The 15,345-nt window shown below is 63.3% G+C and carries 13 protein-coding genes; 6 read left to right on the top strand and 7 right to left on the bottom strand.

What is annotated here, in order from left to right; all coding sequences use genetic code 11:
* Positions 1 to 28 precede the first annotated feature (28 nt).
* Positions 29 to 1,582, top strand: coding sequence for a winged helix-turn-helix domain-containing tetratricopeptide repeat protein (locus HAP47_RS17880; protein WP_173637131.1), 1,554 nt, complete (start codon positions 29 to 31; stop codon positions 1,580 to 1,582).
* A 341-nt stretch (positions 1,583 to 1,923) separates the two neighbouring features.
* Here HAP47_RS17880 and HAP47_RS17875 read toward each other — a convergent pair whose 3' ends face one another.
* Positions 1,924 to 3,306: a TAXI family TRAP transporter solute-binding subunit gene (locus HAP47_RS17875; RefSeq protein ID WP_173637132.1), complete on the bottom strand. Its 1,383-nt coding sequence runs from the start codon at positions 3,304 to 3,306 to the stop codon at positions 1,924 to 1,926.
* Between the two features lie 287 nt (positions 3,307 to 3,593).
* Between HAP47_RS17875 and HAP47_RS17870 the strand changes: the two genes are divergently transcribed.
* Both HAP47_RS17870 and HAP47_RS17865 read left to right on the top strand, forming a co-directional pair.
* Positions 3,594 to 4,163, top strand: coding sequence for a cytochrome b (locus HAP47_RS17870; RefSeq protein ID WP_173637133.1), 570 nt, complete (start codon positions 3,594 to 3,596; stop codon positions 4,161 to 4,163).
* Between the two features lie 47 nt (positions 4,164 to 4,210).
* A complete protein-coding gene (locus HAP47_RS17865; protein ID WP_173637134.1) occupies positions 4,211 to 5,467 on the top strand; it encodes an MgtC/SapB family protein in 1,257 nt (418 codons plus the stop codon).
* A 35-nt stretch (positions 5,468 to 5,502) separates the two neighbouring features.
* Here HAP47_RS17865 and HAP47_RS17860 read toward each other — a convergent pair whose 3' ends face one another.
* Positions 5,503 to 6,585: an AI-2E family transporter gene (locus HAP47_RS17860; RefSeq protein WP_173637135.1), complete on the bottom strand. Its 1,083-nt coding sequence runs from the start codon at positions 6,583 to 6,585 to the stop codon at positions 5,503 to 5,505.
* A 130-nt stretch (positions 6,586 to 6,715) separates the two neighbouring features.
* Here HAP47_RS17860 and HAP47_RS17855 point away from each other — a divergent pair, with 130 nt between their 5' ends.
* The gene (locus HAP47_RS17855) at positions 6,716 to 7,411 is read left to right on the top strand and encodes a VIT1/CCC1 transporter family protein (RefSeq protein WP_173637136.1); all 696 of its coding nucleotides are present in this window, start codon (positions 6,716 to 6,718) and stop codon (positions 7,409 to 7,411) included.
* Between the two features lie 242 nt (positions 7,412 to 7,653).
* On the top strand, positions 7,654 to 8,253 hold the full coding sequence (locus HAP47_RS17850; protein ID WP_173637137.1) for a hypothetical protein: 600 nt from the start codon (positions 7,654 to 7,656) through the stop codon (positions 8,251 to 8,253).
* Positions 8,254 to 8,487: 234 nt separating this feature from the next.
* On the opposite strand, the gene HAP47_RS17845 is transcribed toward HAP47_RS17850, so the two are convergent.
* The 3 genes from HAP47_RS17845 to HAP47_RS17835 form a co-directional block, all read right to left on the bottom strand.
* Positions 8,488 to 9,066, bottom strand: coding sequence for a glutathione S-transferase family protein (locus HAP47_RS17845; RefSeq protein ID WP_231168921.1), 579 nt, complete (start codon positions 9,064 to 9,066; stop codon positions 8,488 to 8,490).
* Between the two features lie 159 nt (positions 9,067 to 9,225).
* A complete protein-coding gene (locus HAP47_RS17840; protein ID WP_173637139.1) occupies positions 9,226 to 9,690 on the bottom strand; it encodes an amidohydrolase family protein in 465 nt (154 codons plus the stop codon).
* Positions 9,691 to 9,814: 124 nt separating this feature from the next.
* On the bottom strand, positions 9,815 to 11,008 hold the full coding sequence (locus HAP47_RS17835; protein WP_173637140.1) for an RluA family pseudouridine synthase: 1,194 nt from the start codon (positions 11,006 to 11,008) through the stop codon (positions 9,815 to 9,817).
* Between the two features lie 141 nt (positions 11,009 to 11,149).
* Here HAP47_RS17835 and HAP47_RS17830 point away from each other — a divergent pair, with 141 nt between their 5' ends.
* Complete coding sequence (locus HAP47_RS17830) at positions 11,150 to 12,091, top strand: alpha/beta hydrolase (RefSeq protein WP_173637141.1); 942 nt, start codon at positions 11,150 to 11,152, stop codon at positions 12,089 to 12,091.
* Positions 12,092 to 12,374: 283 nt separating this feature from the next.
* Here HAP47_RS17830 and HAP47_RS17825 read toward each other — a convergent pair whose 3' ends face one another.
* Both HAP47_RS17825 and HAP47_RS17820 read right to left on the bottom strand, forming a co-directional pair.
* Complete coding sequence (locus HAP47_RS17825) at positions 12,375 to 13,709, bottom strand: replication-associated recombination protein A (RefSeq protein WP_173637142.1); 1,335 nt, start codon at positions 13,707 to 13,709, stop codon at positions 12,375 to 12,377.
* Positions 13,706 to 15,064: a DegQ family serine endoprotease gene (locus HAP47_RS17820; protein ID WP_173637143.1), complete on the bottom strand. Its 1,359-nt coding sequence runs from the start codon at positions 15,062 to 15,064 to the stop codon at positions 13,706 to 13,708. The genes HAP47_RS17825 and HAP47_RS17820 overlap by 4 nt, the downstream gene beginning before the upstream one ends.
* Between the last annotated feature and the right edge of the window lie 281 nt (positions 15,065 to 15,345).

The raw sequence follows: 15,345 nt of genomic DNA, 5'->3' as shown, positions 1-15,345 counted from the left end.
TCAGCCGCCGGCCGCCGGACTATCGGATTTGACTTACCATTTCAACGACTTGACCCTCGATTCCGGGCGCCGGGAGCTGCGCCGCGGCGATACGCTGGTGGCCGTCGAGCCGCAGGTCTTCGACCTGCTCGAGTTCCTGATCCGCGCCCGCGACCGCGTTGTCAGCCGCGACGAGGTGCTGGCGGCGGTCTGGCACGGGCGGATAGTCTCGGAGGCGACGCTGAGCAGCCGGGTCAATGCGGCACGGACCGCGATCGGCGACAATGGCGAGGAGCAGCGGCTGATCCGCACCCTGCCCCGCAAGGGCCTCCGCTTCGTCGGCGATGTCAGGGAGCACAGCGCCCCCGATCATCCGGCTGCGGACAAGGCCGCCCCGCCGCGGCCGAGCGAGGGTCCGTCGATCGCGGTGCTGCCCTTCACCAATATGAGCGGCGACCCCGAGCAGGATTACTTCGCCGACGGGATCGCCGAGGACATCACCACCGCGCTGGCGCGCTGCAGCCGCCTCACGGTGATCGCGCGCAACTCCGCCTTCACCTACAAGGGCAAGGCGGTCGATATCCGCCAGGTCGGGCGCGATCTCGGCGTCGGCTACGTGCTCGAAGGCAGCGTCCGCCGCGGCGGCGACCGCCTGCGCATCACCGGCCAGTTGATCGACGCCGTCTCCGGCGCGCATCTGTGGGCCGACCGGTTCGACGGCGCGGCGACCGACGTGTTCGACCTGCAGGATTGCATCACCGAGAACGTGGTCGGCGCGATCGAGCCGACTTTGCTGGTCGCCGAAGCCGAGCGCGTGCGGACGGCGCCGCCCGACAGGCTCGACGCCTACGACCTGCTGCTGCGCGCGTACAGTCTGAGGTACGAGTTCACGCCCGAGAGCATGGAAGCCGCGCTCGATTGCCTCGACCGGGCGCTGGCGCTCGATCCGGCTTACGCGCCGGCGCTGGCAGCGTCGGCCTATTGCCACGCCATGCGTCATGTCCAGGGTTGGCTGAAGCCGAACGACGCCTACCGGGAACGCGCGGTCGCGCAAGCCTGGCGCGCGGTCGAGCTCGCCCCCGGTGACCCGCAGGTGCTGTGGATGGCGGCGTTCGCGATCTGGAACATGGCCGACGAGATCGAACCCGCGCACGAATTGTTCGAGCGGTCGCTTGCGATCAACCCGAACTCGGCGATGGCGCTCGTCCTCTCCGGTTGGATCGAGGCGATGCGCGGCAACCAGCAGGCTGGCCGGGCGAAGATCGAGCGCGCGCAGCGGCTGAACCCGCGCGACCCACGCGGCTGGTTCGCTTCCGCGGCGCTCGCAATCTGCGCTGTGCTCGACAACAATTTTGCCGAAGCGGTGACATGGGCCGACAAGGCGCTGGCGCAGAACCGGCGCTTCGCGGTGGCACTCCGCGTCTTGACAGTCGCGCTGGTCAAGACCGGCGACAACGAGCGCGCGACCCAGATCGCGCGCGAATTGCTCAAGGTCGATCCGGAGTTCACGATCTCCGGTTTTCTGACGCGGATCCCCTTCCCGGTGGAAGCGATGTCCGCGACTTATCGTGAAACCCTCAAGGCGTCCGGCGTCCCGGACTGACGCCGCTCAGACGACGCGACGATCATTCACCCGTGGTACGCCGCGCGGCTGGCAGCATCGGCCAAATGGCAGTCCATTCCTCGTCGTAGAGTTCGTAGCGCATGATTCGGCCCGCTTCGGTCAAAGATTTGAATCATGGCTCGGCAGTCAGGCTCAATGAGCCAGTGCCGACGGGGGGTGGTCGCGATGTGCCCGGAAGCGGACGCATCATGCTCACCTTGAGTTTTGTCGGGTTTGATCCGAACCGGAATTGTTGCGGCTGGCGATCTGCACAAAAAGCCAGAGCTCTTTGGGTGCCATGAAGCGCAAGACAGGTCGCAACAGAAGCTCCCTTGGAAACGTCACGCCCCGGTGCCGCCCAATTGGTGCGGCCGGTCTCGGAGGTCTGCATCGGAGAGCCGAGGCGCGCGGAGTGGCGCCTCCTTGATCTCTTGGTTGTTCGGCGCGTCTGCTTGTGCGGCCAAGCGGCGGCGGACAATATCGATATGGCCCCGCAGATCATAAACCTGGTTTGCGAAGCCGAGCGGGAAACGGATGTGGCTAACTGCTTCTTCGATCTTGTCTACCGCCGCTCGCATAGCGACCTGATCCTTGCTGCTTTGGTCACGTTCGATGGAGACTTCCAGCGTCTTGAGCTGGCCATACCAATAGAGCAGGCGTCTGCGGATGTGCCACTCGTATGCTGCGGGCAGATATCGGAAGAGCGGCAGCCCGATCGCGATTGCGGTCACCAGCACAGCGATCGCTCTTTGCGCGTGAACGGTCAGCCAGAGCGGCAGATGCCTCTGCAGAAAGGAGGGGCCGTTCTTGTAAAAATCCACTGCTGCCGCGGCCATCGGGAAATCCGGGTCGCTTGCCATGGGAAACTGGCCGGCGCGTTGGAATATGTCAGGCGCACCATGGATCTCCTGCATAGTCCTGAGAAGAAGGCTGACGATTTCCGGATGCAGGTCACTGCGGACCAGCACGCTGCTGGTTGTCGCGATGAGCGCAACGTCATGAGCCGGAATATTCTCAGCGATGTCGATGACCCCTTCTGGAAGGTCCAACCGCACGAGGCTTGGAATCACCCGGGTGAACGCTTCGGCCATGGGGAAGCTCATGAGTCGGACCTTCGGACTGCGCAGCAAAGATTGCACGGCCGACGCATTTGGCGAGCCAAGTATCCATACGATGTCCACTTCGCCGGCCTGCAGTGCTTGCGCAGCTTTGTCTCCCGCGATCGGGACGAAGGTCGCGTTCTCCGCGCTGATGCCGCCTTTGCCCAGTATTTTTTCAGCGCTGAAGCGGGTACCACTTCCGACAGGTCCCACGGCGACGCGTTTGCCCTTGAGCTGCGACAGTTTCTCAAGGCGCTCGCCGGAGACGTAGAACAACCAGATCGGCAGGTAATCGATCGTGCCGAGCGATAGAAGGCCGGAAGGGCTGTCGGGCTCCGCGACGCCGCCCGTGACGAACGCGATCTGAACTCCCGAGCCGGCATCGTGTAGCAGCTTCAGGTTCTCCAGCGCACCTTCGGTCGCATGCAGTTCCAGGTTCACCTTGGCGACTGCAAATTTCTCCCGGTATCGGCGGCCGTAATAATCGAAACTGGCGCCCTTGAAGGCGGTGGCGATCGTGACAGTCGAGGGAGGCGCCGGGAAGAAATAGATGAGCGCCCACGAGACGGCGGCGAACACCAATATCGTGAAAAGCAGGATGTACCTGAGCCCTAAACCCGGCATGCTTCCAGCGTCCGGCTGCGGTCGGGCCGACCCTATCGGCTCCCCGGCGGAAGTCCAGCAGCTTTGTACGCCAGCATGGCTCGGCAGGCTCAATGAGCCCGTGCCGACGGGGGGAACGTAGCTGTTTAAGCCGCTAAGATCCCATTCCTGAGCGGCGCTGCCTTGGGTGATTGATTTGAATCAACGACGTTGCCACCAATCGATTGTAAAAATTAACTATTGAAGATGACTCGCTCGATTGATTAGCGCGACATCGTAGGTTCACGCGCCCCGCGAGTGTGATAGTCATGCAAATATTCAATTCGGCAACGCGCTATGGGCTGATTGCACAGTGCCTTCATTGGACGGCGGTGGCACTCGTGTTGTTGGCATGGACGCTGGGAATGCTAGGCGACGAGTTGCCGCGAGGCGCGAGCAGAGCTTTGGGGCTATATATTCACGCGACCGCCGGGCTATTGGTCATTGCGCTGACCGTCTTGCGTTTGCTGTGGCGGCTCGTCGATCCATCGCCGCCTGCCGACTGGACGTACTTTGGCGAATGGTTGTTCGCGGACTGGATCGGGTTGGGGGCAAAATTGGCGCACCTTGCGCTTTATGTCTTGCTGTTAGCCGTTCCCATCGCGGGAATCGTTCTGCAGTTCGCGCGCGGCGACAGCCTATCAATATTCGGAATTGTCGATATCGCATCGCCATGGCCGCGCGATCGGGCTTTCGCTGAAGGCGTGAAGGAAGCCCACGAGTTGCTCGCACACGGTCTGTTGGCTGTAGGGGGCTTGCATGCCGCAGCCGCTCTGGTCCATCATTGGGTTTTCGGAGATCGCACGCTGGCTCGGATGATACCCGGCGCGAAGCCGTGACGTTGATGACCCGATCCCAGCGCCGAATGGCCTGAGGACAGGCTCACATGCCGATCCTTGATTCAGTGATCGTGAACCTTTCGGTGGCTCTGGGGATTGGGCTTTTGATTGGCGCCGAGCGCGAGCGTCGAAAAGGTAAAGGACCCTCACGATCACCTGCAGGAATACGTACCTTCGCGGTGACGTCGCTCGCCGGTGCCGTCAGCTTTGCGATTGGCGGTGAAATCCTTCTGGCGGTCGCAACGGCAGGTGCGATCATATTGACTGCGGTTGCGTATTTCCGATCTCGCAGCGACGACCCCGGCCTCACAAGTGAGATCGCGCTAGTTCTAACCGTCCTGCTCGGGGGGCTTTCGATGCGCCAGCCGGCATTGGCGGCTGGCGTGGCCGTGGCGCTGGCCGTCCTGCTGGCTTCACGAACGCAACTGCATCATTTCGTTCGCTCGGTGCTCACCGAGCGCGAAGTAACAGACGGCCTGATTTTCGCCGGCGCTACGCTGGTGGTCCTGCCGCTGCTGCCCAACCAGCCGATGGGACCTTATGCAGCACTCAACCCGCGGTCGATCTGGCTCATCGTCATCCTCATGATGGCGATAGGCGCTGCAGGGCATATTGCGGTCCGCATCCTGGGCGACCGGTTTGGACTGGCCGTCGCGGGCCTGGCATCGGGCTTTGTCTCCAGCATCGCTACGATTGGCGCCATGGGCACTCGAGCGACGACAACCCCGGGCATTCTTGGTGCTGCGGTCGCAGCAGCGGTTCTATCGACGGTGGCGACGATCGTGCAGATGTGTGCGGTCCTCGCGCCTACAAGCATAGTCGTACTACGGGAACTATCGATTCCGCTGCTCTGCGCGGGAATGGCAGCGGCTGCCTACGGTGCAGTGTTCACCATTAAGGGCCTGCGTGGGAGGAAGGGAATTGATTCTGAGCCCGGGCACGCCTTTAGCTTTTTATCCGCAATCATCCTGGCGGCGACCTTGTCCGGGATCCTGGTTATCTCGGCTGCCTTGCGCGAGAAGTTCGGCGAGACCGGTGTGATTGTCGGCGCCGCACTGGCGGGTTTCGCGGACACGCATTCGGCGGCTGTTTCGATTGCTTCGCTGGTCGCATCAGGAAAGATGAGTCCAGCCGATGCTGTATCTCCCATCCTCGCTGCGCTTTCGACCAACACGTTGAGTAAGATCATCGTCGCGTGGACCACAGGCGGGCGACCTTTCGCATTGCGGTTGATCCCGGGGCTGCTCCTGGTCATATCGGCAGCATGGGTTGGCGCATACGCTCCGCGCCTGCTCGGACAGTGACGACGTCGGCACGACAAGAAGTGACGTTACGGCTGCTAATCGTCGCCTTTACGAACTGATGGCCAGGCCCGCGGCTCCCCAAGCACATCTTCGAGATAAAGAGTGTTGATGAGGACCAGTATCACGACCATGAGCGGAGTTGCCAGAAGCACGCCGACGGGCCCAAGCAGCAAACCGAAAACCACGGTTGCGAACAGCGTGAGAACTGGTGGAAGTTCCACGGCTTCCGCTTGAACCAGCGGCGTGACCAGATTGCCCTCCGCAAAGTGGACGCCCCCGTAGAGCGCCGCGGCGTAGAGCGCTGGCATCGGTCCCTGCACTGCGGCTATCAGGATGCCAGGGGCTGAGGCTAGGATCGGGCCGACATACGGAACGAAGGCGAACATTCCTGCGGTCAGGCCAAGGGCCAGAGGCGCCGCAATGCCCAACAACCATAGACCGAACGCTGTCAACGTGCCGACAAAGGCCATCGTCACCGATTGGCCGATCAACCAACGTCCGAGAGTTGTCCCCATGAGGTCAAGCACATCGCCGATCCGTTCGCGTCGATCCTGCGGAACGAGCTGCAACAAACCGTGACGGTATCGCTCGGGCTGTGCCGCGAGATAAACGGCAGCAAATAGCAACACGGCAATATAGGCGGTGGCACGCAAGACGGAGCCGAACAGTGCCGCGATATATCCGGCGGCCTGCCCGGTCGCACTCGTGAGGTTCATATCGCGCGCGAGACCGAGCAACCACCCGCCCCAGGGGTTGGCGCCGAATTCCTGGACGAACCGAGAGACGCCTTTCGGAAGGGTTTCGACAAGAAAGTCAAATTGCGTTGCGATCTGGGAGCCGAAGCGCCAGACTACGGCGCCGAACAACGCGAGAAGCGCCACAACTACAGGACCAACGGCCCAGGCTTCTGGTATGGGTGTCCAGCGGCTCACCAAGCGGGCCAGGCCCCGCAACAGGAGGGCCAGGAGAGCGGTTCCGAACGCGAGTATCAGAACATCGGAAAGCCGCCAGGCCGCCAGCACGACCGCGCCCCCGAGAACCACAAGCAACAGGTGGTGCACGAATGGTCGGTCTGCATACCCGGCTTGCTCTTGGGTCTCTTCCGGTGTGTTGAGCATCTGAGATTACATGCTGCACCTTTACTGTTGCCCCTGTTGATGACTCTCAAAACTACTTCGCTTTGGCGTGCTATTCGAACGAGCCTTCGTTGAGCATAAATCGACGTTGCGATCAAAGGGCCGCCACACAATGCCTACTATTTCGCATGTCGAAAAGCACTTCATGGCGACCGAGACCGTTAGGGATGTCGTCATCGGCATGGCCGACGGACTGACTGTGCCATTCGCGCTGGCGGCCGGACTTTCTGCGGCCGTTTCCAATACATCGGTGATCGTAACTGCCGGGCTCGCCGAAATCGCCGCCGGCGCGATCGCAATGGGCCTTGGCGGTTATCTCGCGGCCCGCACTGATGCCCAGCACTTCGCTTCGGAGCTGTCGCGGGAGGGCTGGGAAGTCGACAACAAGCGCGAGTTCGAGCTCAAAGAGGTTCGCGAAGTCTTTGCCGGATACGGACTGTCCGGGGCCGCACTTGAAAGTGTCGTGAGCTCCATCACGTCCGATCGTAAGCGCTGGATCGACTTCATGATGCGGTTCGAGCTCGGACTGGAGAAGCCGGATCCAAAACGCGCCCCGATCAGTGCGGCGACAATCGCGGTGTCTTATCTAGTGGGCGGTCTGATTCCACTGCTCCCCTATATGCTGACAAGCAATTTGACAGAAGCGTTGAAAATCTCGGTGCTGACAACGGGCGTTGCGCTTCTGGTTTTTGGAGGCGTGAAGGGACACTTTACCGGCCTCAACCGGCTTGTGTCTGCGGGCCAAACCTTGCTGGTCGGCGGATTGGCCGCCGCAGCTGCATTCTGGCTTGCCCACCTGTTCGGTTAAACTCGTTCTGGCATGGAACAGTTTCAATTTGAAGACTAACTGGCCCTTCTCGGAAGTGCCGCGCTTTGCACCTCCGACATCGGAGTTTGATCCATTTCGGACCTCGCAATTTCTTGGGCGAAGTCAGGTCAGATCGCGCACGCTCTTAAGTTTGAAATTGACTCACATCAAAAATTAGCTTGGTGCGGCATGTTAATCAGCAACATGGGGCGGCGCCATCCGGCAATCATGGATACGAGCAAATGGTTACGCAAAGCAATATCCACTTCTTTACAAATTGGGCCAAGGAGCGTCTCGATGAAATGGACGCAACGGTGACCTCGCTTGAGGGCAAGGCTGCCGAGGTGCAGGCCGATGTCCGGGAAAAGGCCAAGAAGGTTCTTGCTGACCTGCGCAAGCAACGTGATGACTTCCGCGACACCATGAAGAAGCAGTCGGAAGCGAACGAGGCGGCCTGGATCCAGGCCAAACCAAAACTGGAGGCTGACTGGCGCTTGTTCGAGGCCGAGGTCAGGAAATATGTCGAAGGCTTCGGCAAGCAAATCGAGCACCAGCAGGCGACGTTCAAGCTTCAAGCCGATGCCCAATTGAAAGCGTGGCGCGAAGCAGCCGACAAGCTTGGCAGCGATGCCAAGAAATTCGCTTCTGAGCGACGGGGCGATATCGACGCCGCCGTTAAGCGTATGAACGCCGATGCAGTCGAGGCGGAGAAAAAACTCGAGAAGTTGAGCCAGGCGGGGACCCAGTCATGGTCCGCACTCATGGCGGCTTTGACGGAAACGCGAACTGCCTTCGATCGCGCTAATGAGGCTGCCCGGGAAGCGTTCAAGCGAGTTGCTTGACCGAGCATCGGTTAGACTCGGAGAGACCGCTGCGAGGCGGTCTTTCTTGTTTGCTCGACGAGGATCAAGAATGACATTTGGCAGACTTCCGATTGTGGCCCCTCGGCGATCTCGGGAGATGTGCGCTTTTCGGCCGCTGTTGCGGTTAAGCAGACATCAGGCGCCCGCCGCTCAATGAGTACACGGCTTACGCAGTGCTACTCCACTCGCTTGGCCGCTCCGATGAAGCGAGCACTACAATCCCGGTGATCTCGCCGCCCAGGCCTTGGTGGCCTGGCAGCTTTCCATCGCTCGGACGTAGGCTGGGCGTGCCGTCGTGCGGGCGAGATAGTCCCGCTCGGTCGAACCGGGGACGTAGTTGCCGGTTCGCAGGCCGAGCAGGAGGGCGTAGCTCACCGAGATATCGGCAGCAGTGAATCGGTCGCCGGCGAGATAAGGGCAATCCGCGAGTCGGCGGATAACCAACCCCAGCCGGCTCTCGAAGGTCTCGCGTGCCCAGCAGGTCACCCGGGCATCTCGCTCGGCTGCAGGCGCCAGTTGGCGACCGACAATGACGGCGTTCATCGGCCCGGCGAGCCCCGCCTCGCCCAGGTGGAGAAATTGCAGATAGGACGCGAAGGCGGGATCATCAGGGGCAACCGCAAGCGAACCTGAGCCGTGGCGGGCAAGCAGGTACTCAAGAATAGCGATCGATTCGACCATGATCGTCTCGCCGTCCTGCAGTGCGGGAATAAAGCCGGCGGGGTTGATCGTGAGGAAATCGCGATCGCTCTCGACTGCGAGCAGATCGACCGGGCGCAGCCGATAAGCCATCCCTAACTCGCAGAGGCTAGCCGTCCGCGCAACGGACGATCGATGGCGCATAACGCAGGGAAGGCTTGGCGCATATTCGTCATCCTACCATGCGGGCCTTCATTTTGAGCCAATCTTCGCAAATTGACAAATCCCGCTTCGCGGCGGGCTCTTTGTCGGTCACCCGGCGAGCAGGATGGTGGGACCGGCGACCTCGCCCGCCGCGATGCGCTTGCGCAGCGGCAGCGTGTTGTTTGGATCGGAGCCGAGATCCCAGACCGTGGTGAAACCCCAGCGCGTCAGCATCTCCTGCATGTGCTGCGTCAGCACCGCGGCCGGCGCTGCGCCGGCATTGCGCCAGACACGTTCCGTGAAATGTACATGGCTGTTCCAGAACCCGGCAACAACGGTCTTGCCGCTGCAATCGATCACCCGTGCATCCGAGGGCACGGCGACCTCGCCGGATTTTCCGACCGCGCTGATGACGCCGTCCGAGATCACGATCACGGCATCAGGAAGCGCGGCGGCATCGGCCGACGCGTAGAGCGTGCCGCCGCGGAGCACCACGGTCTCGGCATTCGACGCCACCGAGGTGGCGGCCAAACCAATGAGAACAAGCGCGACGCGTAGCCAGGTCCCGGTCATGACGGCCTCTTTCAGGATTTCACGCCGGCAACGGTCCGGCGCGCGGCAACATAGAGGCTGTGCGCGGCGCGATTTGATCGTTCTTGCTGTACGCGAGGGATATGGAGGCAGCGCCCCCGCCTCGTCACTCCTCGGGCGCGTTCTCGATCGGGTCGAAGCGGTCGGCCTCGAGCCCGAGCAGATTCCAGGATTGCAGCATGTGCGGCGGCAGCGGCGCGGTGGCATCGATCACGCCGCCGCGCGGATGCGGAATCACGATGCGGCGGGCGAGCAGATGCAGCCGGTTCTGCAGGCCGCCCGGCAGCTGCCAGTTTTCCTTGTTGAAGTATTTCGGATCGCCCACGATCGCGTGATCGATATGCGCCATATGGGCGCGCAATTGATGGGTGCGCCCGGTCACCGGCTTCAGCGACACCCAGGCGAGCTTCGTCGCCGAGGTTTCGACCACGGCATAGTAGGTCACGGCGTGGCTGGCGCCCTCGTCGCCATGCGCCGCGATCCGCATGATGCTGTCCTCCTCGCTCTCCTCCTTGGCGAGATAGGTCGAGATGCGGCCCTGCTTCGGCTTCGGCACGCCGGCGACCAGCGCCCAGTAGATCTTGCGCGCGGAGCGATGCCGGAACGAGCCGGTCAGAGCGGTTGCGGCAAAGCGCGTCTTGGCGATCAGCAGGCAGCCCGAGGTCTCGCGGTCGAGCCGATGCACCAGCCGCGGCTTCTGCCCCTTGGCGTCGCGCATCACCTCCAGCATGTCGTCGACATTGCGCGTGATGCCGGAGCCGCCCTGAACCGCCAGACCTGCGGGCTTGTTCAGCACCATCACGTCGGCGTCCTCGAACAGGATCATGTCCTTGAGATCCTGGAGGGTCTTCTTCGCCGCTTCGGAGAGACTAGCAGCTGCCTTCGGCGTATCGAGCCGCAGCGGCGGAATGCGGACGCTCTGCCCTTCTTCCAGCCGGTCCTTGCTGTCCGCACGCTTGCCGTTGACGCGCAACTCGCCCTTACGAACGATGCGCTGGATGTGGGAAAACGACAGGCCGGGGAAACGCGCCTCGAGAAAGCGGTCGACGCGCATGTTGTCCTCGTCCGCCGTCACCACCACGGTCTGCACCTTGGTCGGCAGCGGCGGCGGGTCGGCGACGCTCTTCTCCGGCTCGGGCACGAATGGCTTGGGCGCCCGCTGCTTGTCGCCAAGGCGCACCGCCTGCTTGCCGCCCGCACGATGCGCCGGCCCCCGCTCGGCTGCCGGGCCGCGATGGGGACGCGCGCCTTTGGCGCGGTCGCCGGCTGGGCGGAGAGGTCTCTTGACGCGGCGGCTCATGGGGTTGCAACTCCGAAGTTAAGCCCGTGGGTAGCGCAAATGCCGCGAATCGTCACGGCGAAATCGGTACAAATCCGGCGCAACATCGGCCATGTTCGGCCGCCTGCGGCAATCGTGGGGAGCCATGGAAGGGGGCTTGGAATGAGACTGGCGGTATCGGCTGTGGCGGCGGCCCTGATGCTCTCCGGACCGGCGCTGGCCCAGCAAGGCCCGATGCCGGAAGATCTGGCCTGGAAGCTCCTGGAACTCGGCCGCGTCATCGACCCGCCCAAGACGGCCGCGCTCTACGCACCGCTGCAGCAGAAGGAGCCCTACCAGGGCGTCAAGGTCGAACGCGACGTCAAGTATGGCCCTGCCGACCGCCATCTGCTCGACATCTTCACGCCGGACCTAGCGTCGGCGGCGGCCCGGCCGGTGCTGATCTACATCCATGGCGGTGGCTTCATTGCCGGCAGCAAGCGCAACCCCGGCAGCCCGTTCTACGACAACGTCATGCTGTGGGCCGCCAAGAGCGGCTTTGTCGGCGTCAATGCCACCTACCGCCTGGCGCCGACCTTTCCCTGGCCGGCAGGCGCCGAAGACATGGGCGCCATCGTGCAGTGGGTCGCGGAGAACATCGGCTCCCGCGGCGGCGACCCCAGCCGTATTTTCCTGATGGGCCAGTCGGCCGGCGCGATCCATGTCGCGAGCTATGTCTCGCACAGCGAATTCCACAAGGTGACGGGCGGCGGCCTTGCCGGCGCGATCATGGTGTCGGGCATCTACGATCTGACCGCCTCGCCCGCCGGCGACGCCGAGCTCGCCTATTACGGCTCCGACCCCTCGCGCTACGCCGAACGCTCCTCGCTGCAAGGCCTGGTCGCCAGTCCGATTCCATTTCTGATCACCGCAGCCGAGCTCGATCCGCCGCGCTTCGTCGAACAGTTCGAGCTCATGAAGCAGGCCGGCTGCAAGCGGCCGAGCGGCTGCGTCCGCAGCTTCATGCTGCCGCAGCACAGCCATATGTCGGAGGTCTACGCGATCAACACGCCGGACACGCGGCTGACGGATGAGATTCTGGAGTTCGTGAAAAGCGTCAAGTGACGCGCGAGAGCAATATGAAATTATGGGCCGTCGCAGCGGGCTCTACCAAAATATCGAGAACAACCCCATGCAAAGTAGCCGGCGGCGGCCGGCGTTCGACAAGCAACTTGACACGTCGGGCAATTCAGGGATATATTTCTAATATTCCGAAATCGCGCGCAAGTGTTCCTCGTCCAAAGCTGTTGCATATGGCATTTGCGGGCTTCTGCAACGGACGCTCCCGCGCTGCGGGCCGGAACGGGAACACGCGTTATTCGCGGCCGCAGCCTAATCTCGTCTTGCTCTAGCTCCCGCCCCGCTCCTTGCGCAGCCTGTTCCAGTAATCCAGCCGCTTGCGGATCTCGCGCTCGAAGCCGCGGTCGGGGGGATCGTAGAAGGTCTGGCGGCCCAGCGCTTCCGGGAAATAGTCCTGGCCGGAGAACGCGTCGGGCGCGTCGTGATCATACTGATAGCCGGAGCCGTAGCCCTCCGACTTCATCAATTTCGTCGGCGAATTCAGAATATGCTTCGGCGGCAGCAGCGAGCCGCCCTGCTTCGCGGTCTGCATCGCAGCGCCGAACGCAGTGTACACCGCGTTCGATTTCGGCGCGGTGGCGAGATAGACCACGGCCTGTGCGATCGCGAGCTCGCCCTCCGGCGAGCCCAGGAAATCATAGGCATCCTTGGCGGCGTTGCAGACCGCCAGCGCCTGCGGATCGGCAAGACCAATGTCCTCGACGGCCATGCGTACAACGCGCCGCGCCAGGAACAGCGGGTCCTCGCCGGCATCGAGCATGCGCGCGAGATAATACAAGGCCGCATCCGGATCGGAGCCACGCACCGACTTGTGCAGCGCCGAGATCAGGTTGTAGTGGCCGTCGGCCGACTTGTCGTAGATCGGCGCGCGGCGTTGCAGGATGGCCTGCAACTGCTCGGCGTTGAACACCTCGCCCTTGCGCGCGGCGCGCCAGACCTCCTCGGCGAGCGTCAGCGAGGCGCGGCCGTCACCGTCGGCCATCCGCACCAGCACGGCGCGTGCTTCCGGATCGAGCGGCAGGGTCTTGCCCTCGATCTTCTCGGCATTGGCAAACAGCCGTTCGATCGCAGCCGTATCGAGCGAGTGAAACACCAGCACGCGGGCACGCGATAGAAGCGCCGCGTTGAGCTCGAACGACGGGTTCTCCGTGGTGGCGCCGACCAGCACCACGGTGCCGTCCTCCATCACCGGCAGGAAGGAATCCTGCTGCGCGCGATTGAACCTGTGCACCTCATCGACGAACAGCAGCGTGCCCTTGCCAGTCTCGCGCCGGGCCCGCGCGGCATCGAACGCCTTCTTCAAGTCGGCGACGCCGGAGAACACCGCGGAGATCTGCTCGAAATGCAGCTCAGTGGCATCGGCCAGAAGCCGCGCCACGGTGGTCTTGCCGGTGCCGGGGGGTCCCCAGAACACCAACGAGCCCAGCGTGCGCGTCTCCAGCATGCGGGTCAGCGCGCCGTCGGGGCCGAGGATGTGATCCTGACCGACGACGTCGGCCAGCGTACGCGGGCGCAGCCGGTCCGGCAGCGGGTGTGGCGCGTCCTGCTCCATCCCCGCCGCAGCGAACAGGTTCGTCGCGTCCCGCGGTTGCTTGGGGCTCATCCGCCGAGCGTCACGTTGATCTGCTGGCCGCCGCGCACCAGCGTGATGCGCCAGATCCGCGACCCCGCCTTCGATACCTTGTCGAGGTCGCTGGTCCGCACGATCTTCTCATTGTTGACCGCAAGGATGATGTCGCCCTTCTGGAAGCCGACATTGGCGGCCGTGCCGTCATCGGCGAGCTCGGTGACGACGACGCCCTCCGCGCCGGCGTCGAGATGCAGCTCATCAGCCAGCGCCGGCGAGATGTTGGCAACCCTGGCGCCCTGGAATGGCGAACGCGCGGTCAGCACGATCTCGTCGCGGTTGGTATCGGGCGCGGTCTCCAGCGGCACGGTGAGCTTCACCGGCTTGCCGGCGCGCTGCACTTCGATCTCCGCGCTGCCGCCGAGCGGGCGGGTCGCGAAGCGGTAGTCGAACGCGTTGGGATCGTCGATCGGCGTGCCGTCAATCCCGACGATCAGGTCGGACAGCTTGAGCCCGGCCTTCGCCGCCGGGCTGTTGGGCGCGACGTTGGCGACCAGCGCGCCGGTCGGCAGCTTCAGCCCGAGCGTCTCCGCGATCTCCGGCGTGACGGCCTGCAGCCGCGCGCCAAGCCATGGCCGCTTCACCGCCTTGCCGCCGCTCTTGGCGGAGGCCACCACCACGCGCACCATGTTGGCGGGGATCGCGAAGCCGATGCCCTGCGAACCGCCGGAGCGCGAGAAGATCGCGGTGTTGATACCGGCGAGCCGGCCGGTCATGTCGACCAGCGCGCCGCCCGAATTGCCGGGATTGATCGCCGCGTCGGTCTGAATGAAGAATTGATAATCCGTGATCCCGACTTGAGTGCGCGCCAGCGCCGAGATGATGCCGTGCGTCACGGTCTGGCCGACGCCGAACGGATTGCCGATCGCCAGCACGACGTCGCCGACCTGCAGCTGATCCGAATTGGCGAAGTCGAGCGTCGCGAATTTCTCCCTGTTGGTTTCCTTCAGCCGCAGCACGGCGAGGTCGGTGCGGCTGTCCTTCAGCACGATCTCGGCCTCGTATTCGCGCTTGTCGGCGAGCGAAACCTTCACCTGGTCGGCGCCCTCGATCACGTGATTGTTTGTGACCACGAGGCCGGAAGCATCGACCATCACGCCGGAGCCGAGCGAGCGCTGCATCTGCTCGGGCTGCTGCCCCGGGACGCCGAAGAAGCGGCGGAAGATAGGGTCGTCCAGAAACGGATTGCGGTTCTGCACCATCTTGGCGGCGTAGACGTTGACCACCGCCGGCTGCACCCGCTGCACGATCGGCGCATAGGACAATTGGAGCTCGGCCTGCGAGGACGGCACGCGGCGATCCTGGGCCGCGGACGGGGACGGATTCCCCATGAAAGCCAATGTGCACAGAGCGGATATGGCAGCGAAGCGGATTGGTCGGAGCATTCTCACCTCTCGTGGAAACGCCGGAATATAGGCGTGTTCGCCTGGCAATTGAAGGGCGCCCGGCCGGATAACTGGCCCCCCGCCGGACCAGTGCAAAACCGCCGGAAGCCGCGTTGAAGCGCGCCACCAGGCCCCTATGATGACTGTCGTCTCACTGCGTCGATCCGCTTGTTGCCTGCGGACAACAAGCGGAACCGCGATGCCAGGCGGCGCTGTCGTGCGTCAGT

It is taken from the genome of Bradyrhizobium sp. 41S5 (assembly GCF_011516665.3).
GTDB classification, from domain to species: domain Bacteria; phylum Pseudomonadota; class Alphaproteobacteria; order Rhizobiales; family Xanthobacteraceae; genus Bradyrhizobium; species Bradyrhizobium quebecense.
This window is presented reverse-complemented; position numbering and strand designations above follow the sequence as displayed.

Coding starts and splice junctions, on each gene's coding strand:
- HAP47_RS17865 (WP_173637134.1), top strand. CDS start 4,211: ATGCCGATCCTTGATTCAGTGATCGTGAACCTTTCGGTGGCTCTGGGG.
- HAP47_RS17840 (WP_173637139.1), bottom strand. CDS start 9,690: ATGACCGGGACCTGGCTACGCGTCGCGCTTGTTCTCATTGGTTTGGCC.
- HAP47_RS17825 (WP_173637142.1), bottom strand. CDS start 13,709: ATGAGCCCCAAGCAACCGCGGGACGCGACGAACCTGTTCGCTGCGGCG.
- HAP47_RS17850 (WP_173637137.1), top strand. CDS start 7,654: ATGGTTACGCAAAGCAATATCCACTTCTTTACAAATTGGGCCAAGGAG.
- HAP47_RS17845 (WP_231168921.1), bottom strand. CDS start 9,066: ATGGCTTATCGGCTGCGCCCGGTCGATCTGCTCGCAGTCGAGAGCGAT.
- HAP47_RS17860 (WP_173637135.1), bottom strand. CDS start 6,585: ATGCTCAACACACCGGAAGAGACCCAAGAGCAAGCCGGGTATGCAGAC.
- HAP47_RS17830 (WP_173637141.1), top strand. CDS start 11,150: ATGAGACTGGCGGTATCGGCTGTGGCGGCGGCCCTGATGCTCTCCGGA.
- HAP47_RS17820 (WP_173637143.1), bottom strand. CDS start 15,064: ATGGGGAATCCGTCCCCGTCCGCGGCCCAGGATCGCCGCGTGCCGTCC.
- HAP47_RS17835 (WP_173637140.1), bottom strand. CDS start 11,008: ATGAGCCGCCGCGTCAAGAGACCTCTCCGCCCAGCCGGCGACCGCGCC.
- HAP47_RS17855 (WP_173637136.1), top strand. CDS start 6,716: ATGCCTACTATTTCGCATGTCGAAAAGCACTTCATGGCGACCGAGACC.
- HAP47_RS17875 (WP_173637132.1), bottom strand. CDS start 3,306: ATGCCGGGTTTAGGGCTCAGGTACATCCTGCTTTTCACGATATTGGTG.
- HAP47_RS17870 (WP_173637133.1), top strand. CDS start 3,594: ATGCAAATATTCAATTCGGCAACGCGCTATGGGCTGATTGCACAGTGC.